Origin of the sequence: Streptomyces coryli, assembly GCF_011044975.1 — a bacterium.
GTDB lineage: Bacteria > Actinomycetota > Actinomycetes > Streptomycetales > Streptomycetaceae > Streptomyces > Streptomyces coryli.
Map to the genome: position 1 here is coordinate 22441 of NZ_JAAKZV010000027.1, position 17642 is coordinate 40082.

The 17642-nt window shown below is 69.5% G+C and carries 20 protein-coding genes and 1 pseudogene; 5 read left to right on the forward strand and 16 right to left on the reverse strand.

Annotated elements, in window-relative coordinates:
- Positions 1 to 14 precede the first annotated feature (14 nt).
- Positions 15 to 506: an inorganic diphosphatase gene (locus G5C51_RS09330; protein WP_165234872.1), complete on the forward strand. Its 492-nt coding sequence runs from the start codon at positions 15 to 17 to the stop codon at positions 504 to 506.
- Positions 507 to 622: 116 nt separating this feature from the next.
- Here G5C51_RS09330 and G5C51_RS09335 read toward each other — a convergent pair whose 3' ends face one another.
- From G5C51_RS09335 to G5C51_RS09395, 13 genes are all read right to left on the reverse strand, one after another.
- Positions 623 to 1879 carry a tyrosine-type recombinase/integrase gene (locus G5C51_RS09335; protein WP_165234779.1) on the reverse strand — a complete coding sequence of 419 codons (1257 nt, stop codon included), beginning with the start codon at positions 1877 to 1879 and terminating at the stop codon, positions 623 to 625.
- Between the two features lie 113 nt (positions 1880 to 1992).
- Positions 1993 to 2235: a helix-turn-helix domain-containing protein gene (locus G5C51_RS09340; RefSeq protein WP_165234781.1), complete on the reverse strand. Its 243-nt coding sequence runs from the start codon at positions 2233 to 2235 to the stop codon at positions 1993 to 1995.
- Positions 2236 to 2469: 234 nt separating this feature from the next.
- Positions 2470 to 3867, reverse strand: coding sequence for a DNA primase family protein (locus G5C51_RS09345; RefSeq protein ID WP_240929509.1), 1398 nt, complete (start codon positions 3865 to 3867; stop codon positions 2470 to 2472).
- A gap of 346 nt (positions 3868 to 4213) precedes the next feature.
- The gene (locus tag G5C51_RS09350) at positions 4214 to 5125 is read right to left on the reverse strand and encodes a bifunctional DNA primase/polymerase (RefSeq protein WP_165234787.1); all 912 of its coding nucleotides are present in this window, start codon (positions 5123 to 5125) and stop codon (positions 4214 to 4216) included.
- Positions 5126 to 5411: 286 nt separating this feature from the next.
- The gene (locus tag G5C51_RS09355) at positions 5412 to 5897 is read right to left on the reverse strand and encodes a hypothetical protein (protein WP_165234790.1); all 486 of its coding nucleotides are present in this window, start codon (positions 5895 to 5897) and stop codon (positions 5412 to 5414) included.
- Positions 5894 to 6130 carry a hypothetical protein gene (locus G5C51_RS09360; RefSeq protein ID WP_165234793.1) on the reverse strand — a complete coding sequence of 79 codons (237 nt, stop codon included), beginning with the start codon at positions 6128 to 6130 and terminating at the stop codon, positions 5894 to 5896. The genes G5C51_RS09355 and G5C51_RS09360 overlap by 4 nt, the downstream gene beginning before the upstream one ends.
- Before the next feature lie 246 nt (positions 6131 to 6376).
- The gene (locus G5C51_RS09365) at positions 6377 to 6847 is read right to left on the reverse strand and encodes a hypothetical protein (RefSeq protein ID WP_165234795.1); all 471 of its coding nucleotides are present in this window, start codon (positions 6845 to 6847) and stop codon (positions 6377 to 6379) included.
- A 201-nt stretch (positions 6848 to 7048) separates the two neighbouring features.
- The gene (locus G5C51_RS09370; RefSeq protein ID WP_165234798.1) at positions 7049 to 9148 is read right to left on the reverse strand and encodes an FtsK/SpoIIIE domain-containing protein; all 2100 of its coding nucleotides are present in this window, start codon (positions 9146 to 9148) and stop codon (positions 7049 to 7051) included.
- 102 nt (positions 9149 to 9250) lie between these two features.
- Positions 9251 to 9628: an RRQRL motif-containing zinc-binding protein gene (locus G5C51_RS09375; protein WP_165234800.1), complete on the reverse strand. Its 378-nt coding sequence runs from the start codon at positions 9626 to 9628 to the stop codon at positions 9251 to 9253.
- Entirely contained in the window at positions 9628 to 10704 is a 1077-nt protein-coding gene (locus tag G5C51_RS09380; RefSeq protein WP_165234803.1) for a conjugal transfer protein, read from the reverse strand. Before G5C51_RS09380 ends, G5C51_RS09375 begins: the two co-directional genes overlap by 1 nt.
- A complete protein-coding gene (locus G5C51_RS09385; RefSeq protein WP_165234805.1) occupies positions 10701 to 10985 on the reverse strand; it encodes a hypothetical protein in 285 nt (94 codons plus the stop codon). The genes G5C51_RS09380 and G5C51_RS09385 overlap by 4 nt, the downstream gene beginning before the upstream one ends.
- A gap of 84 nt (positions 10986 to 11069) precedes the next feature.
- Positions 11070 to 11456 carry a RapZ C-terminal domain-containing protein gene (locus G5C51_RS09390; protein WP_165234808.1) on the reverse strand — a complete coding sequence of 129 codons (387 nt, stop codon included), beginning with the start codon at positions 11454 to 11456 and terminating at the stop codon, positions 11070 to 11072.
- Between the two features lie 14 nt (positions 11457 to 11470).
- Positions 11471 to 12244, reverse strand: a complete 774-nt coding sequence (locus G5C51_RS09395) for a DUF4097 family beta strand repeat-containing protein (protein ID WP_165234811.1) — start codon at positions 12242 to 12244, stop codon at positions 11471 to 11473.
- A 540-nt stretch (positions 12245 to 12784) separates the two neighbouring features.
- Here G5C51_RS09395 and G5C51_RS09400 point away from each other — a divergent pair.
- Both G5C51_RS09400 and G5C51_RS09405 read left to right on the forward strand, forming a co-directional pair.
- Positions 12785 to 13558, forward strand: a complete 774-nt coding sequence (locus tag G5C51_RS09400; RefSeq protein ID WP_165234814.1) for a GntR family transcriptional regulator — start codon at positions 12785 to 12787, stop codon at positions 13556 to 13558.
- Positions 13555 to 14115 carry a GNAT family N-acetyltransferase gene (locus tag G5C51_RS09405; protein ID WP_165234817.1) on the forward strand — a complete coding sequence of 187 codons (561 nt, stop codon included), beginning with the start codon at positions 13555 to 13557 and terminating at the stop codon, positions 14113 to 14115. Before G5C51_RS09400 ends, G5C51_RS09405 begins: the two co-directional genes overlap by 4 nt.
- Here the strand turns inward: G5C51_RS09405 and G5C51_RS09410 are convergent.
- Positions 14103 to 14348 (reverse strand): hypothetical protein, encoded by a 246-nt coding sequence (locus G5C51_RS09410; protein ID WP_165234820.1) that lies wholly within the window; start codon positions 14346 to 14348, stop codon positions 14103 to 14105. The two genes, G5C51_RS09405 and G5C51_RS09410, sit on opposite strands and share 13 nt — an antisense overlap.
- Complete coding sequence (locus G5C51_RS09415) at positions 14348 to 14632, reverse strand: hypothetical protein (protein ID WP_165234823.1); 285 nt, start codon at positions 14630 to 14632, stop codon at positions 14348 to 14350. The genes G5C51_RS09410 and G5C51_RS09415 overlap by 1 nt, the downstream gene beginning before the upstream one ends.
- 273 nt (positions 14633 to 14905) lie before the next feature.
- Between G5C51_RS09415 and G5C51_RS09420 the strand changes: the two are divergent.
- Positions 14906 to 15034, forward strand: a pseudogene (locus tag G5C51_RS09420) (inorganic diphosphatase); the annotation flags it as partial.
- Positions 15035 to 15061: 27 nt separating this feature from the next.
- Here the strand turns inward: G5C51_RS09420 and G5C51_RS09425 are convergent.
- A complete protein-coding gene (locus G5C51_RS09425; RefSeq protein ID WP_338118069.1) occupies positions 15062 to 16723 on the reverse strand; it encodes a threonine/serine exporter family protein in 1662 nt (553 codons plus the stop codon).
- Between the two features lie 225 nt (positions 16724 to 16948).
- Here G5C51_RS09425 and leuE point away from each other — a divergent pair, with 225 nt between their 5' ends.
- Positions 16949 to 17638 (forward strand): leucine efflux protein LeuE, encoded by a 690-nt coding sequence (gene leuE, locus G5C51_RS09430; RefSeq protein ID WP_165234825.1) that lies wholly within the window; start codon positions 16949 to 16951, stop codon positions 17636 to 17638.
- Positions 17639 to 17642: the final 4 nt, after the last annotated feature.

A 17642-nucleotide genomic window follows, 5' to 3' on the forward strand; every position in this document is an offset into this window, starting at 1 on the left:
TGGAGGAGCCACCCGTGGAGTTCGACGTCACCATCGAGATCCCGAAGGGTTCGCGGAACAAGTACGAGGTGGATCACGAGACCGGTCGGATCCGCCTGGACCGTCGACTCTTCACATCAACCAGCTACCCGGCAGACTACGGCTTCATCGAGGACACGCTCGGCGAGGACGGCGACCCGCTGGACGCGCTGGTCCTTCTGGACGAGCCGACCTTCCCCGGATGCCTCATCAAGTGCCGGGCGATCGGCATGTTCCGGATGACCGATGAGGCGGGCGGCGACGACAAGGTGCTGTGCGTGCCGGCGTCCGACCCCCGGGTCGAGCACCTCCGCGACATCCACCATGTGTCGGAGTTCGACCGCCTGGAGATCCAGCACTTCTTCGAGGTCTACAAGGACCTGGAGCCCGGCAAGTCCGTAGAGGGCGCCAACTGGGTCGGCCGCGTCGACGCCGAACTCGAGGTCGAGGCCTCGTACAAGCGACTCCAGGCGTCGGGCGGTCACTGACCCTGACCTGCGGTTTTACCTCCATTTCGGGGTGACACGCTGAAGGCATGGGCCTGCCGCCGTACCCGATCACGGGACGGCGGCAGGCCCATGCCTGTCGTGGCCGCGTAGGCCGATCAGGCGGCTTGGGCCGTCTCTGGGCCGTCAGAGCCGTACAGAGTGCGATCCACGGCCTTGCGGACGCGGCCTTCGCTGCTCGGCATCAGGTGCGCGTACACCCGCAGGGTGAGCGCCGGATCGTGGTGTCCGAGGTACTGGCTGAGCGCCTTAACGTTCTCGCCCGCGTCCAGCAGAACCGAGGCGTACATGTGGCGCAGCGCATGCATCCCGTGCTCGCGCGCCGCGGCGTATCGCCCATCCTTGACCTCGTCCGGGATGACGTCGGCCTTGGCTAGGGCCCGCTTCCACACGTCCTTGTTGAAGACGTTGCGGTGCACGACCAGGGCCTTGCCGTCCCGGAGGAACAGCAGCTCCCGGGTCACTGGCGGTCCGTCCGGGGTCTGCCACGGCAGGGTGACCGGCTGAGGAGGGAACTGCGCCATGTGCGCGGCCAGCCGTTCCGCGACTGCCGGCGCCAGGGGTACATCGCGCTCTTTGCCGCCCTTGGGCAGGCCGAACATCAGGTGTCGCCCGACCTGCTTCACCGAGCACGTCACGTGCAGCCATCCGGCCTCGGGGTCGATGCTGTCGACCGCCAGGGCGAACACCTCCCCCTGCCGCAGGCCACAGCCCCCAGCCGCGTCGACCATGGCCCGGTACCGCTCGGGCAGCGCCTCGCGTACGGCACGGGCCGTCTCCGGCAGCCACGGGCGCACCCGAGTGCTGATCGCCTTCGGCGGGCGCACGCTGCGGGCGCGGCACGGGTTCGCCTTCAGGTAGCCGTCGTCCACGGCGGCGCTGAGCACCGTCGAAGTGATCCGGAAGATGGCCGACCGATACGAGGCGGACACCACGTTCTGTTCCAGCTCGGAGAGCCATGTACGAATGTGCTCCGGGCGGAATGAGGTGAGCGGCCTCGATCCCAGGTAGGGCACCGCGTGCCGCCGCACACAGGTGGCTGCGGACGAACGAGTCGTCACCTCGCCACCCTGTGATTCGAGCCACTGTTCCGCGTACTGCCCGAACGTGACCCGACTGGCCGATGGGGCGATGTACGTGCCGTCGGCCATGTCGGCCTCGATCTTGTTGAGCCACTTTTCTGCCAGCCGCTTTTGCCCATCGGCAAAGCTCTTGGACTGCTCGGTGCCGTCCGGTCCGATGTAGCGGGCGCGGTAGCGGTTGCCCTTCCCATACCGGTCGGTCTTGGTCTTGCGGGGCTTGCCGTCAGCGTCGGTGACGGTCTTGTACCAGCGGTCTTGGACGTGCCCAGCCATGGGTCTGAAGCCTTTCGCGCAGGGGCGGGGCAGAGGCGTTGGGTTCGCCCCGCCACAGGGAATCGGTCGAGGTTCATGAGCGGGGGTGAGGCATCGCCCCACCCCCGCTTTGGTCAGGCCGCTTCGTCCAGGTCGCGCCCCTCTTGCTCGCGCGCCCATGCCCGCACGGCAGCGGGGTCGTAGCGGAGGTGCTTACCCACCCGGAATCCGGGCGGGCCGATGCGCCGCTTGCGCCAGTAGTAGACGGTCTCTACGGGGACGACGAAGGTGACGGAGATGTCCTCCGGCGTCAGGTAGCGGTCCGGCAGTCCGGCCCGCAGTGTGTTCACGGCCTCGGGGATCGGGGCGGCGGTCATTGGGTCCTCCTGGCGAGAGATTTGGTCAGCGAAGGCATGCGGGAGAGGTCGAGCCACATTCCTGTGGGACGCGGCCCATCGCGGCCCAAGGCTGTGACCTGCGGTTTTTCGCCTGCTCTGTGCGGCCCATCGCGGCCCGCGCTGCCACGGGTCTTTGGGCCGCGGTGGGCCATACGAGATGCCAGGGAAAGCCGCAGGTCAGAATGGGTGGGCCGCGATGGGCCGCGCCCCTGGCTAATGTGGTTCGGACGGGTTGAGCGTGATCCCGGTGTAGATGGGCATCCGTCGGCCGTAGTCGTCGCGCGGCTTGGCCCGGTGCAGTTGGGGCACGACGGACAGCAGGTTGCGGCCGAACATTTGCTTGGTGCCGGTGCCGCGTACGCCGTTGTCCTCGGCCCAGTCGCGCCAGGCGTCCCACAGCGCGTCGACGGGCACCGTGCAGGCGGGCCCGACGGTGCAGCGTTCGCGGACGAAGGCGCTGGTGGGTGAGGCGGTGTCCTGCATGGTGGTGACCGCTTCGCGGCTGGAGGCAGGTTCCGTGATCCGGCCCTTGGCCTCCAGCCGGGTCAGCCCGTCCAGCGCCCAGTTGAGGATGCCGGGCATCTCGGAGCACAGCCGCGCGAACAGCGTCGGGTCTTCCTTGCCGAGCCACGACACCGTCATGTTCAGCAGTACGAAGCGGCGCGCGATGACGCCGGAGGCGTCGCCGAAGTGCGGCAGCTCGTTGGACAGGATCACCAGCCGGGTGGGCAGCTTGCCGGTCCACACCTCCCGGTACTTCCGGTCGATGTCGATGGTGTCCTCACCAGAAATCGTCAGCAGCCGCTCCACTACTTGGCTGTTGTCGTTGCCCGACAGCCGCGCGTCGGCAATGACCGCGAGCGGCTTGCCGATCAGGGTGGACAGCCCGAAGTTCGTCCCCAGCCCGGCCAGGGTCGGTCCGGCCAGGTTCTCCTTGCCGACCAGCTCCTTCAGCACCCGGGCGATGGTGCCCTTGCCCGAGCGGGACGGGCCGACCATGAGCAGGATCTTCTGCTGGTCGGTGCGCCCGGACAGCACGTAGCCGAACCACTCCTGCAGCGCCGCGATGGCGTCCGGGTCGTCCGGCCAGATCTGCCGCAGGAAGCCATCCCAGGTCGGGGCGGTGGCCTGCGGGTCGTAGGCGAACGGCACGGAGACGAGGTTGAAGAACTCCGGGCTGTGCACCAGCAGCCGCCGATCCCGGATGCGCAGCAGCCCGTTCTGACAGGCCACGATCGGACTGCCGTCCTGCGCGGCCGACTGCCGGCCGATCCAGGCCGGGGCATCGGTGTCGGTGGGCAGCAGCGTCACCGCCCCGAGTGCATCCAGCAGATTGCCGAGCTTCTGCTTCGTCGGGGCCCAGTCGCGGAATTCGGGCTGCCCGTCCTTGTCGGTCCCGGCCCGGTAGGTGACGTACTCCAGGCGCGCGTACAGGGCGGCGCGCAACTGCGGTTCGTCCAGCTCCCGCCAGCAGGTGCCAGACCAGCGCATCCACGAGCCGCGCCAGCGGCGGCAGACCAGGTGCCCGCCGTCGTTCTGCCAGTCGGGCAGCAGCCGCCGCGCGACCGCGAGGGGGTTGGAGGGTGCGGGGAGTTCTTCGGTGCCGGTCATGCGGCCCTCCTCTCGTGTGGATGGCGCAGCGGGCAGCTCCCCCGGTGCTCCTCGTGGTCTGCGATCAGGTGCAGCACCCGCCTGCGGCCTGCCGCCCGGCGCTCGCGCCCGCATAGGCAGTGCGATGACGCGGTGGGTGTGGCGCCCTTCGGGGCGCGGATGGTCAGCCAGGCGATCGGCTCGCGTCCGTCGCCCGGTCGCTGCGCGACCGGAGGAGGGGCTGAGAGGACGGCCTGACGGCCGCCGCCTTTTCGGGCGCCTGCGTCAGCGGTCACCACCGTGTTGCGCGCGGCTGCGGTGTCGTCGGGGGTGGCGTTGGGGCTCTTAGTGGGGGGAGGTTCGTGGTTCATGCCGTCTGCCGCCCCCGCGGGTTGTGCGCGATGGACCAGTCCAGGCCGCGAGCAATCACGTCGTCGTAGTAGCGCTGCGGCTGAGTCGCGTTGGCAGCCGCCGCCCCACTAAGAGCCTGCTCAGCCTCGGCGCGGCTCAGGTCGCCAGCGGCGATGAACCGCCCCAGGGCCCGCGCGGCCCGCAGCAGCGTCGCGTTCCGGGCGCCATCGGGCGCGGTGGCCACGTTGTGCACCTCACTGCGCAGGGCAGCGAGAACGTACCGAGGCGCGTTGCCCGGCTGGGGCATGGCCACGACTCCCGTGGGGCGCGGCGCAGGTGCCAGGGCGGCCCGGAGCCACGCGGGCAGCGGAACGGGCGGGGTGAGGTCGGTGACCTCGTAGGCGCGGCCGTCGACCACGCTGCCGGGGGCGACGACGTAGCCGCCCCAAGCGCGGGTGTCGATGCGCGCGGCGAGCTTGCCCGCCGTGTTCCCCAGCCGCAGGCCGGGCGGGGTGGTGAAGTACCGGTGCTGGCCCCCGCTCGCGGTCCGCAGCGTGAAGGTAGCCGGGGCAGGCTGGCCGGTGCGCTCGCAGAGCGCCGCAAAGGACGTCGCGCCGCTAGGCGCGTCCTTCTCGTCCTTCCTGTTCTTGGGAAGGTCCAGGTCGATGACGACCAGCCCGGCCGGGCCGGTGGCGATACCGACGTTGAACGCCTCGGACTGCCACGTGCGGCGGATCAGCTCGGGGTCTGTGGTGGCGCGCTGCTCCCACGTGGCGTGAACGGCCGTGCAGGGGCCGGTGCGCGGGCACCTGTCCTTGCCGTGCAGCGCGGGCCGCTTGGTGCCGGGGCGGAGGGGGAAGACGGGCCAGCCGCGTCGCGCTGCGTCAAGCGCAGCGGCGAGCTGGGCGGAGACGGGTGGATGCGTCATGCTGGTGTTCTCCTGTTCTGTGGTTGGAGCAGAGGGAGAGAGGGCGGGCGCGGTCTTTGGCGAGAGAGCGCCCGTCCTCACCTGCAAAAGGGTCCGGACAATCCCCGGTTTCGGTAACCGGGGATCTGCTGCTATAAGGGCTCGCGTTGCGTGATCCCGGCTGTTCGACGGGGCGAGCAAGATGGAGGCTCGGAGTGTCCGAGCCGCGCCGCCCGAGGGCGAGCAAGTTAGCGGCGAAGACACTCTTCGCCGCCGCTTTCGCCCCGGGGGTGGCGGAAGCGGTTCATCAGTCGTCGACCCAGCAGAACGGGCAGTCGCAGTCCTCGTCGTGCGGGCAATCGCACCCGCACGGGTGGCGGGCGCCGACGCAGTAGCAGATGCACATGCCTTCGCCGCAGGGCTCTTCCTCGTCGCTGGTGTCGTAGCCGAGCGGGGAAAGAGCGGAGTGAGCACGCTCCAGGTGTTCCGCCAGGGTCTGCGCGATGAGCGCGGATGAGGCGAGAGCGGAGCAGGCATCGCCCAGGTGCTCCTTGGCCTCGCCGTGATCGGCGGTGACCGCACCGGCCTTGGACAGGCCAACCAGGAAGCTGGACAGCTGCGCGAAGCTCTGCGGCAGGCGCATGGCGAGCTGATTGAGCGGCCCGACGACCTCGTATGCGTCGCTGGGATAGTCGAAGCCGTCCTTGCGGGCCTGCGTGGTGTGGTTGAGCGCACGGACGGCTTCGGCGGCGGCCTCAGCATGGTGGGCCGGGGGCTTGAGATGCGGATTCATCGGGTGGACTCCTTGTCCGGCAGTGGCTGAATGCTCGGGTCGCGGGTGGTGCTGTGCGCTGGGCCTGGGGTGGGGTGGTGGCCGGGGTCGGCGGCAGTGCCGGTGCACTCGTGGCACAGCCACATGCCGAGCAGCAGGCAGGTGATCCCGTAGACCTGATGGCGATGGAGGCGCCACCACCCAGGGACGGCCGGTTCGGTGATCACGTACTTCACCTGGGGCGGCTTGGGCACAGCTCTTCCTCCTCATCTCGCGGACGGGTCGTGGCACGCGGAACGGGGTGATCGTGAGACATGAAGGTGCGCTTGGGCAGGCTCCGGGTCCCGTGATATGCGCGCGTGCGGGCCGCGCGAGCGCGGAGCAAGTTGTGAGCTTGGAAACTCCGCTGGGGCGGTGTTTCCTGCGCTCGCTCCGCGCCCGGGCGCGACCGGCCAGGGGGCCGGGACGGTTCGAGGGCGGCAACGTTGCGCCGCCGCCACTCAGCCGCGGAAGTGGTTGTTCTTGAAGACCGCCTTGCGGGCGTTAACCGTGACGCCGCCCCGACCGCCGCCGCTGCCGAAGAGCTGCACGGCGACGTACAGGCCGAAGACGATCGCCACCAGGATGATGAGCTGGTGGAGCAGCGCGGCGAGCGCGGCAATGAACGAGGTGAGCAGGATCAGCCCGCCGCAGATGGCGGCGAACCCGATCCCGCCCAGCGCGATGTTCACCGCCGTACGCGACACCACCGGCCGGGACTGCACCACGGCCGGGGCCGCGGACGCGGCCGGGGCGATGGCGTAGCCGGTGACGACGCGGCCGTCCGGCAGCACGACGCTCTGCACGGCCGGCACTTGGCCGGGCGCCACCGGAACAAGCGGCGCCGCCGTGTCGGCGGGCGGTATCGGGGTCGGGTGGTGGACGGTCACGGGCCGTTCCACGGACCCGTGTTCGTACCGTTCGGGGTACATGCGAGATCCCTTCTCACGATTACAGAGCGTGCAGGGAGGGAGGCAGAGCACGCCCCGGAGAGACAGCGTTTCCGGGGGTTTTGCAGGCCAGCGGCGGGCCGCCTCCCTGCCTCCCTAACGGGGTGTCACCGCAGGTAGGGCGAGGGAGGCAGGGCGAGGGAGGCAGGTAGGGAGAACTCCCCGCCTCCCCGGCCAACTCCCTCACTCAGCGTCACTGAGCGAGGTGTCGTCGTCCCGGGCGCGAAGCGCGGCGCGGACGCGGTCGCGGCTGACGACCATGACGCCGCCGGACTTGTACGGGGCCGCGCCGACTTCCTGCAGAACCCGGGTCAGCTCCGAGGCGGTCCAGCTGCGGTATTCGGCCGGGTTGCGCTCGGCGAGCAGCTGCCGCACCACGTCGGTACGCGGCCGCTCCACGTCGCCCACCACGGCGACGATGTCGGCGAGGTGGTCCACCGGCTCATCCACAGGCTGTGCGGGAGCCGGAGTGATGCCCTCACGCAGGCCCATGGCCCGCTCAACGACGGGCGTGATCTGGTCGCGTTCGGCGTCCTTGCGGACGTAGTGCGCGCGGACCAGCTCGAAGTTGTTGCGGGTGAACCCGACCGTCAGGCAGGTGCCGATGTCCTCGGCCGGATTCAGGTTGGTGGCGGTGATGCCGGCACGATGCTTGCCGGTGCCCAGCAGCCCATCGTTGGCGATGTGGTCACCAACGGCGAACGCCACCCGGTGCGAGGTGTTGCGGGTGACCTCCTTCGGGATGCTGTCCGCCGTAGGCGACACGGTGACCCAGATCAGGGTGATGCCGACCTTGCGGGCCTTCTTCATCACCTGCTCCGCCAGTTCGGCCGCCTCGGCGCCGTACTTCTTGTGCATGAACAGCTCGTGGCACTCATCGAAGACAACGACCTTGGGCCGCATCCGCGGGTCCCGCTCAGCAAGCTCACGAGTCAGCCGGACCTCGTCACCGCCGAACGCTTCGAGAAGCTTGCCGCGCTCAGTGACCTCACCGCGCAGATTGCGCAGGGCCTTGACCGCGGCCTCGATCTGCTCGTCATCATCGCCCTTGACCAGGGTGTTCAACCGGCGCTTCATCGGGTCGTAGTCGACGTTGAAGGCCATCACGTACACGTCGATCTCGACCAGCGGATCGAGCATCGCACCCAGCAGCAGCGAGACGACCAGCGACGACTTACCCGAGCCCATGATGCCGCCGACCATGTAGTTCGAGGCCATCAGCTTGCCGTGCACGGTGTCACCGCGCTGCGAGACGCCGACCGGCACGCCCTTGAAGTAGTCGGTGGTGCCCTCGGTCAGCAGCGGCCAGTCCGGCACCTTCCCGGACAGCGAGCCCTGGTCAGCCACCCACAGATCGAGAATCCCGGGCTGGTCGCGGGGTTCGGTCGGCCATACCTCGATCGGCAGGCGCAGCAGGTTGTGCGCGAGCACCGGCTTCTTGCCGTTGATCATCTCGACCGTGACGCCCATCGGCAGCTGCAGCCGGGAGTGGTAGCCGTTGCCCAACCTGACGGTGCCCTGCGACCAGCGCGGCTGCCAGCCGTCCTTGAACGCCTGGTTCAGCTTCGGGATCGACAGGTGCTTGAGGCTGTGAAGGATCGCCCCCTCATCAGGCACCACGTCCCGCTTCTCCTCGACCGGCAGCGCCCATCGAGGGGCCGCCTGCCGCTGCCGACCGACATTCCAGATCGACCCGATCGCGAGGAACGGCAGCGCGATCAGCAGCGGATTCCAGATGAAGCCGACTATGAACGCGATCCAGCCGATGAGCTGGATCACGGTCGCAATCGGGGCGAGGACCAGGCCAACGTCCTTGCTGGCCACGGCCAGGATGATGCCAAGCACCAGCAGCGCCCCGGCCGCAGCAGCGGTCCCGTAGGCGATGGCCTTCGGTGCATACAGCATGGCCTTGAGCAGGTCCATGCGCCGCTTGTGCCGCGCCTTGCGGAACGCGGCGGCGCGCTTCTCCCACTCCTTGATTTCCTCGTAGTTCCCGGCCGCTTCCGCGCCCCGGATCATCCGGGCATAGCGGGCGGTGGTGCGGTCATCCCACGCACGACGGGTCAGAATCCGCACGCCACCGAGCAGGTACGCGCTGTGGCGGACCGTCGGCCGCACGATGGTGCCCACCCGCTTGTGGGTGGCAGCCGCACGAAGGAACCGGCCGGCACTCGACCACCAGCGGGTCGGTACGTGGTCCGGCACCAGGGCGAGGTCGACCGGCGGCGGCACGTCGGCCACATCGGGCGGGGCTTTGAAGAGGGGAACGACGTTATCGGGCATGGTGGAGACTCCTTGTCGCGAGAGATGGCGCGAGGACGGGTCCGGCCGCGTGCTGTAGGAGGTGGGCGGCCGGGCCCGGTTGATGGATTGTTCGTGCAGCAGTCACGCGGCACGGTCGGCAGAGGCACACAGCAGGCACATGCCGAGCGAGCGCGGCAGGCAGTAGCTGTAGGTGATCCGGCACTTGGGGCAGGTACGGCGGGCGAGCATGGCTAGGGCCAGCGCGCCCCACTTCCGCGAGGTCATCGGCCGCACGGGCCGGGCCAGGTCTTCGCGGTAGAGGTAGGCCACGCTCACCCCGCCTGCGCGCCGGTTTTGCCGCATGAGCTGCGCGGCGATGTCCTGCCCGCCCGGCCGCAGTCCGCGGGCCCGTAGCTGCCGGCGCGTGGCCAGCCCGTCCGGGGCGTACTTCCACGGGTAGGTGGGCACGCCGTAGCGGGCACCGTGCGGGTCGTAGCACTTGCCGAACGCCGCCGACATCAGGCAGCCCGCTCAGCGCGCAGAGCGTCCCGCAGCATCCGGGCATTGGCCGGGGAGGTGTGCACCGCCCGGCGGATGCCCTCCGCCGTGATCTTGGCGTCGGGCCAACCGGCGGTCACCGTACGGGCCTCGGCAAGCAGCTGCTCCGGTGTGCGCTTGGTCCGCGGAGTACGTGCAGCGTCGGGCACCCGACCGGTGGCACGCCGCGGACGGCGCACATCGGCCGCCACGGTCCGCGGCCCGATCGGCGGGGCGATCGAGGGCAGCGGCTTGAGCGTAGGAGTCGACTTCAGGCAGTCGACCGCAGCCGGGGCGGGCAGCCGTTCCACCGTCGCCGTGATCGGAGCAGGGTCCGATTCAGGCAGCTCGCCGGTAGACCGTTCCGGGTCGGTCTTAGCCGGTGTCCCGGTGTCCGCGGTGGTGATGGCGAACATGCCAGCCAGGGCCGCGTCCGCGCCCGTGACGACGCGTTCGCGCTGCACCGTCAACAGCCGCTCACCCAGCACCACATCGCCGCCGCCGACCTGGCGGGCCAGCCGCCACGACTTGCGCTCGGAGCGCCCCCGAACCTTGTCTACGGGGTGGTTGGCCGCGCGGGCCTGGTGGTAGGCCAGGGCCCGCACGATCGTGGCGGCCTTGCGCTCGGCTTCCGCGTCCCGGCCGGCGGTGTGCACCACGATCCGGCGGGCCAGGAAGGCCATGCCTTCCGCCGATACGCACATGCCCATCGGGGTCACGGCGTAGATGACGGTGCGGCCCGCATCCGGGCCCGCCATCGCAGCCATCACCGCGGCCGCGGTCGGCAGCGCCCACAGACCGGCCCTGATCGGCCACGGCGAGGACTGTCCGAGCATGGTCAGTCCGAGCAGCACCAGCGCGAGTACAGCGGTGGCGCCCTCACCGGCGGCAACCGCACCCAGCGCGGTCCCGGTGCCGTAGGCGTGGGAGATGTTGCTGAACGTGCCCACAGCCCCGGTGATGCCGGTGGCCAGCATGGGCAGGAAGGCGATGGTCAGTACGGCCTTTTGCGGGCCGGTCAGGCGGCGCGCGACGCTCGCACGGTCGTCGGTAGTCATGCCGCTGCCCCCTTCCGGGAGCGCGGGCGCCGCCGGTCCGGACGCGGCAGAGTGATGATCTCCGCAAGATCCGGATTGTCGATCACGTCGGCGATCCGGTCCGCGCGCCACGGCAGAGCGGGGTTGTCAGTGAGGATGTCGCGGCCCGCGTCCAGGCGGGCCGCTCGTTCCTCGGCCGTCTCTCCCTCGGCACCGAGCCACAGCTCAAGCGGGGTACCGAGCGCCAGCTCTGCGAAGTCTTCATCGGTCACGGCCTGGTGGCCGCTGACGTACGAACGCATGATCTGTCTCCTGTAGTTGGCTGGGTTGGAGCAGGTGGAACCGGGACGGCCGCGGTCATTGGCGAGAGAGCGGCCGTCTCGGGGTCAGCGGTGAACGACGGGCTTGGCCAGGTCGAGGTCATTGACGGTGACCTCGAAGCCCAGCGCGCGCAGCTGCGCGGCCAGCGCCATAGCGAACGTCGGGGCGCGGTGCCGGCCGCCCGCGCAGCCGACGGCCACGCGGACCTTCTGCGCGCTCGGACCGAGGGCGAACGCCGCAACGGCCATCGCGGTGGAGTCGACCAGTGCGCCGATGCCGGGCGTGTTCAGCACCGTGGTGCGAACCTCCGCGTCGTGCGCCGTCAGGTACTTCATGGCCGGACTGACGTGCGGGTCACGGAAGTGATGCCGCAGGTCGATGGTCAGGTGCGCGGCCGGCGGCGCGGCGTGCAGATAGCCGAACGACGTGATCTCAACGCACGGGAAAGCCATGGCGGAACCTGCTCTCAGTGAGTGCGGACGTGGCCGCTGACGGAGTGGGTGTTCACCCGCAAGTGCCGGGTGCCGTCCGCGTGGATGTCGCCGGAAACGGTGCTGGCGCTGAACAGCCCGGACGATGCCGGGGTGGCCTGCGCGATGATGTCGCCGGAGGTGCTGTCCAGCTCTGCGTGGCTGCCGTCGTAGAGGCGGATGCTGATGTCACCGGAGACGGTGCGCGCGGCCAGACGCTCGGTGACGCGCCCGGCATGGATGTCGCCGGAGGTGCTGGAGGCGATCAGCTGACGGGCGCCGTCAAGGTGCAGGTCGCCGGAGACGGAGCGGAACTCCACCCGCTCCAGGTAGCCGAAGACCTCCACGGTGGAGGAGGTGGACACCGCAGCCAGCGAGCTGCCCGCGGGCAAGTACACGCTGGCTTCGATGGCGCTCACCGTCGGCACGGAGCTGCCGCCCACGACGCGGCCGTTGACCATGGTCATACCGCCGGAGATGACGACGCCGGACACGACGTTGCCGGAACCCCGCACGAAGATGCCGCCCGTGCTCTGCCCGCTCACGTCGCCCGACATCTCGGGAACCTCGATCGCCAGGGCCTGCCCGTCCTGACGGCTACGAGCCTGGGCAACGGCGTCGGCGGCCGGGCCGCTGGCGTCCTTCGTGCGGAGCACCACACGGGCACTGGTGAGGCTGTCGAGCACCTGGACACGGACGCTGCCAACCGGCAGGTCCAGCCCCAGCACGACCGGGCCGGCGGAAGCAGAGGTGAAGGTGCGCTCAGTCATAGCGATCTCCTTGACTTGCTGCGGAATGGGAAGAGGCGGGCGAAGCACCGGGCCGCCGCGGTCGAAGCAGTGGCGAGAGGCAGCGGCCCGGGCAAGTGCGGAGCAGAGCAGGAATCGTCCGGCTCCCCTCAGCCCCGCCCGTACGAGACGGACGGAGGAGGCAACCGGCCGCCGCGAGATCGCGGCGGAACAGTGAGGTCGTGCAGGTGTCTCCTTCAGGCGGCAGCTCAGGTAGAGCCGCCATGCCTGGCGAAGGCGTATGGAGACATGACCTTTCGGTCTCAGCCCTCCGGTTAATGACCAGGCGCCGGGCCGCCTCGGCCCGCTCTGTCCCGGGCCCCTTACCGCCGTTGAGCAGCCCAAAGAAGGGCCTCAATGGCCGGTCGTCAGTGGCACAGTGGATACTTGATCCTGTTGCACCACTCGTTCAACTTATTGGAACAAGTTGATGCTGTGATGGTGCACCGACGGAGAGTGAAGCGTCAAGGGGTTGAGGCAAACATGTACCAACAAGTTGACCGAGTGCGTCATGATGGGCGCATGAGCAAGCAACCGAAGTACCGGCTGGTGGCCGACGCGCTACGCCGCGAGATCGAAGACGGCAGCCTGCCCCCCGGGGCGCGTGTGCCGTCAGAGAACAAGCTGATGGAGCGCTTCGAGGTCTCGCGGAACACTGCCCGCTCGGGCCTACACCTGCTGGTCTCGGAAGGGCTGATTTCATCAAGCCAGGGACTCGGCTATGAGGTGCACGCCAACGAGATCTTCGAGCTGAACGCGTCCCGGTTCGAGAACCTGGAGTTTCCGCAGGACGGTGACGCCTACAGCACGGACGTGAAGAGTGCCGGCCGTCGGCCGCACCAGACGTTCCGCGTTGAGGTGCAACCGGCGTCGAAGGACGTCGCCAAGCGCCTTGAGGTAGAGCCTGGCGCTACGGCGGTGCTGCGGTTCTGCCACCGGTTCGTGGATGACGTCCCGTGGTCCACCCAGGCCACCTACTACCCCGAATGGCTGGTCTCCGCTGCACCACGTCTCGCTGAGCCGGGGGACATCGAGGAAGGCACCACGAGGTACCTCGCTGCGCGCGGGACCGTGCAGGACAGGTACTTCGATGAGATCGCAACGCGCATGCCGACTCCGGACGAAGCGCGTCTACTGGAGGTCGGGGCGGGTGTCCCGGTGCTCCTCTGGACACGAACTGGGTACTCGGGCGAGCGCCCGGTTCGGTGCACCGTCACCACGCTCCGCGGCGACCTGAACCGCATGAACTACGAGATTGACAATCTCTCGGGGCGAAGCGAGAACGAACCTAAGTGAAGATCGTCCCTGCCCAACCGAACGACGTAGCCAAGCTGCTGGCCTTCCGTGAGGAGGCCGCAGCTTGGCTGTCGCGCCTCGGTTCTGATCAGTGGCAGCGTCCGTATCCCGCAGACAAGCTGTTGGCCACCATCGAGGCCGGCACCGTCTTCATGGTCCGAGACCGCGATGCGACTGCCGCAACCATCACCCTCACGCCAGAGGCGGAGGCTGGGCTGTGGACAGCCGATGAGCTCCGAGAGCCTTCGCTCTTCATCAATAAGCTCACCGTCGCCCGGACCCACGCTGGCCAAGACCTCGGCGGCCGCCTACTCGACTGGGCGGGAGACCGCGCCTACAGAGCGGGTGCCAAATGGCTCCGGCTTGACGCCTGGACCAGCAATACAGCCCTCCAGAGGTATTACCTCCAGCACGGCTTTCAGTACGTACGAACGGTGCTCGAAGGCACTGCCGTGAACGGCGGACCACGCGTCTCAGGATGGCTCGCGCAGCGTCCAGCACGCCCGTGCGCGCATGGCTTCACCGACGAGACGCCACCGCCTGCTCAACCCAGGTAACTCAGCTGGAGAACCGTCAGCGTCTTTGTGACATCGCCGACTAGGAGCACGGCAATCACGTGCTCCGTGATCAGCATCCGCACCACTCCGTCGTCTTCGCCGTACGGTTCCGTGGCGCCGATCGGGTCGTCACAGGCTGCGGCAAGGGCTAAGGACAGTTGCTCGCTCGCCTCGGACGGCAGAGCGTCGTGTACCGCTTCGGCGGCACGGTCGTACTTGAGCCGGTAGGTCATCAGGCAGCGCCTCGGCTGCGCGCCGCAGCAGCCTCAGCCTGAATCCGCTCGGTCACGTCGACCCATTCGCCCGGTACTTCCCCTGTGGCAGCTTCAACCTCGGCAAGGCTCCGTCCGCGCTCCCCCGCCGCCGACATGCCGGCAGCGATGCCCTGCCACTTCGCGAACACCGTCAGCAGCTCGTGGGCAGGCGCGCGGTTGATCTCGCCCAAGAACTTCTTGCTGAGCATGGGGTTCCCCAGCGCCTCACAGATGGATTCAATGGTCCATGTACGGTCGCTCACGGTTCGCGCCTCCCGGCACTCGTTTACGCTCGGGTCCTACCGTACGCGCGGCTCTCGCTGTCCGTCAGTCGCTCCGGTAGCTGTCACTACAGCGCGTTCAGGGGTGGGCCGTCGGCCGCCCATTCACGCGGTCTCTGGGCCCCGACTCGGGCCGTCTCTGGGCCGTCAAGGCACCGCCACGGGTCGCCAACAACCACCATTGACCGCCCTATCGCCGCTCGCTTTCCCAGCGCGTATAACGCTGCGCCATGGCGCCCCGGGAGCCGGTACCAATTCGAGGTCTACAAGGACCTGGAGCCCGGCAAGTCCGTCGAGGGCGCCAACTGGGTCGGCCGCGTCGACGCCGAGCTCGAGGTCGAGGCCTCGTACAAGCGCCTGCAGGCCTCCGGCGGCGGTCACTGACCGACGGACCACCGGCCCCGGAGGGACCTAGAAGCCGCGTGTACGCTTCGCGCCCTTCCGCTCCGGGGCCGCCGTTTCCAGGCCCGGGCGCTTGATGAAGAGCCGGGCCAGCTCGCCGCCCAGGTTCACGCCGACCGCGATCGCCAGGGCCAGCGCCACCGCCGTCAGCAGCGAGCCGATCCCGTGCGTGACCCGGCCCTGGGTCAGGCCCAGCAGACCGAAGTACGTCGCGGAGCCCGGCAGCAGCGGGCCGATCGCGGCCGTCACATACGGCAGCGCCGAGGCGTAGCGGTAGCGGGAGAAGAGCTGGCCGAACAGGCCGACCAGGCCCGCCGCGATCGCCGTCGAGAAGACCGGCGACAGATTGCCGACGTGGTGCATCGCGCCGAAGATCAGCCAGGCCACCCCGCCGTTCAGGGTCACCGCGACCACCGTCGAGCGCTCCTGCTGCAGCAGGATGGCGAAGGCCACCGTCAGCGCCATCGAGGCGAGCAGCGCCGCCACCGGATACTCGGCCCGGCTCAGGCCCCCCTCGGGGTTGAGGTTCGCGCCCAGCTCCTCGCCCGCGTACAACACGAGCAGCACGCCGATGACGATGCCCGTGAAGAGATAGACCATCTCCAGCAATCGGGCCGAAGCCGTCATGTAATAGCCGGTCAGGCCGTCCTGCACCGCCGCCACCAGCGCCCGCCCCGGGATCAGCGCGAACAGCCCACCGGTGATCACCGCGGACGCCTGCAGCCCCGCGTCCGCCAGCGTCAGCGCCACCCCGATCGCCGCCGGCGGCATCGCCGCGAACACGAACTGGTAGAACTCCGGCAGCCCGCGCCCCGACGCCAGCCACGCGAGCCGGTCGCCGAGCATCGCGCCGATGGCCGCCGCGAAGAAGACCGCGATCTCGCCGCCCACCAGCACGGACGCCGAGCCCGCGAGGAGACCACTGGCGGCGGTAAGGACCCAGGTGGGGTACGGGTGCCGGTTGCGGCGCATCTCCGCGAGGCGGCGGTACGCCTCCTCCAGCGTGACGTCCACCTCCGGCTCCGCGATGTCGTCGACCAGGCGGTAGACGGCGGACAGCCGGGTGTAGTCGGTGCCGCGGCGGCGGACGGTGCGGTTGACCGTCACCGGGTCGTCGACCAGCGACGGCTGGTACGTGCAGGACAGCAGCGTGAAGGTCACCGTCGTCTCGCACCGGTCGAGGCCGAAGGCGTGCGCCACCGCGTACATCGCCGCCTCGACGTCCTCCGCGCCCTCGCCGCCGGCCAGCAGCAGCTCGCCGATGCGGAGGGTGAGGTCGAGGATCCGGGGCACCGGCAGCGGCACCTCGTCGGTGATGTAGGCGCGCTCCGGCGTCACCCGCTCCGCCGACGGGGTGCGCAGCATCACCCGCATCCGGTCCTGCCAGGGCTGGCCCGCCTTCGCCAGCGGCCCGGTCGCGGGCTCCGGGCGGGACAGCGCGGAGAGCGCCGTGGCGCCCGGAGGCATGAACGCCGAGGCCTCCGCCTCGGGCTCGGGAAGGTCGCGCAGGCCCTCCGGAATCGCGAACTCCGAGGTCGGGTGCTCGTCCTCGGGCACCGGCGGCATCGGCACGCCGTGCGGCGGCGTGAACGCGCTGTGCACCTCGTCCGATACCGGCTTGTCCTCGCCGTCCTCGGGATCGAGCCCGTTCCGTATGGCCTCCCCAGCCACGCCCACATCACCCCCAACTCTCGGATACGGGTCCACTCAAGGCGAAGCATAAGATGACGGTCATCACACCGCCTCTTCCGCCTGTGGCCACCTCTCCTACCCTGCGCCCGCGGAGCCGCTTCCGTCACGGGGGCGTCGCGCTCGCGCATGGGGCGTGAGGAGTCTCACTGTCCGTCAGGCGGAACTCATTGGCTTCCCACAGATCCGGCGTGTGAACCTGATCCGGTGTTTGGAGTCACCGACCTTTCGACGTATCTCGCCGGGCTCGCCCTGATCATTCTGCTGCCCGGGCCCAATTCGCTGTACGTCGTCTCCGTCGCCGCCCGCCGCGGCGTGCGGCCCGCGTACCGGGCCGCCGGCGGCGTGATGTGCGGCGACATGGTGCTGATGGCGCTCTCCGCGGGCGGTGTCGCCTCGCTGCTGCAGGCCTCGTCGGCCGCCTTCGCCGTGGTGAAGTTCGCCGGGGCCGGCTATCTGACCTGGCTGGCGGTCGGGATGCTGCGCGGCGCGTGGGCGCTGTGGCGCCGTAAGGGCGGGGCGCAGGCGGCGGTCGCCGAGCAGACCGAGGCGGACGCCTCCGCCTCCGCCGAGACCGCGGCCGCGGGCGCACCCGAGCGGCCGTACCGCCGGGCCTTCGTGGTCTCACTGCTGAACCCGAAGGCGATCCTCTTCTTCATCTCCTTCTTCGTGCAGTTCGTGGACCCGTCGTACGCCCATCCGGCGGTGTCGTTCGCGGTGCTGGCGGCCTGGGCGCAGCTGTTCTCCATTACGTATCTGTCGGTGCTGATCTTCAGCGGGACCCGGCTCGCCTCGGTCTTCCGCCGCCGCAAGCGGCTGACCGCGGGCGCCTCCGCGGCCGCGGGCACGGCCTTCCTGGGCTTCGCGGCGAAGCTCTCGATGAGCAGCGCGGGCTGATCGT

What these genes read in the sequence shown, in the direction of transcription:
- G5C51_RS09335 (WP_165234779.1), bottom strand. Translation starts at nt 1,879, where the DNA reads ATGGCTGGGCACGTCCAAGACCGCTGGTACAAGACCGTCACCGACGCT.
- G5C51_RS09355 (WP_165234790.1), bottom strand. Translation starts at nt 5,897, where the DNA reads ATGAATCCGCATCTCAAGCCCCCGGCCCACCATGCTGAGGCCGCCGCC.
- G5C51_RS09380 (WP_165234803.1), bottom strand. Translation starts at nt 10,704, where the DNA reads ATGACTACCGACGACCGTGCGAGCGTCGCGCGCCGCCTGACCGGCCCG.
- G5C51_RS09375 (WP_165234800.1), bottom strand. Translation starts at nt 9,628, where the DNA reads ATGTCGGCGGCGTTCGGCAAGTGCTACGACCCGCACGGTGCCCGCTAC.
- G5C51_RS09390 (WP_165234808.1), bottom strand. Translation starts at nt 11,456, where the DNA reads ATGGCTTTCCCGTGCGTTGAGATCACGTCGTTCGGCTATCTGCACGCC.
- G5C51_RS09400 (WP_165234814.1), top strand. Translation starts at nt 12,785, where the DNA reads ATGAGCAAGCAACCGAAGTACCGGCTGGTGGCCGACGCGCTACGCCGC.
- G5C51_RS09345 (WP_240929509.1), bottom strand. Translation starts at nt 3,867, where the DNA reads ATGACCGGCACCGAAGAACTCCCCGCACCCTCCAACCCCCTCGCGGTC.
- G5C51_RS09340 (WP_165234781.1), bottom strand. Translation starts at nt 2,235, where the DNA reads ATGACCGCCGCCCCGATCCCCGAGGCCGTGAACACACTGCGGGCCGGA.
- G5C51_RS09365 (WP_165234795.1), bottom strand. Translation starts at nt 6,847, where the DNA reads ATGTACCCCGAACGGTACGAACACGGGTCCGTGGAACGGCCCGTGACC.
- G5C51_RS09370 (WP_165234798.1), bottom strand. Translation starts at nt 9,148, where the DNA reads ATGCCCGATAACGTCGTTCCCCTCTTCAAAGCCCCGCCCGATGTGGCC.
- G5C51_RS09410 (WP_165234820.1), bottom strand. Translation starts at nt 14,348, where the DNA reads ATGACCTACCGGCTCAAGTACGACCGTGCCGCCGAAGCGGTACACGAC.
- G5C51_RS09350 (WP_165234787.1), bottom strand. Translation starts at nt 5,125, where the DNA reads ATGACGCATCCACCCGTCTCCGCCCAGCTCGCCGCTGCGCTTGACGCA.
- G5C51_RS09385 (WP_165234805.1), bottom strand. Translation starts at nt 10,985, where the DNA reads ATGCGTTCGTACGTCAGCGGCCACCAGGCCGTGACCGATGAAGACTTC.
- G5C51_RS09395 (WP_165234811.1), bottom strand. Translation starts at nt 12,244, where the DNA reads ATGACTGAGCGCACCTTCACCTCTGCTTCCGCCGGCCCGGTCGTGCTG.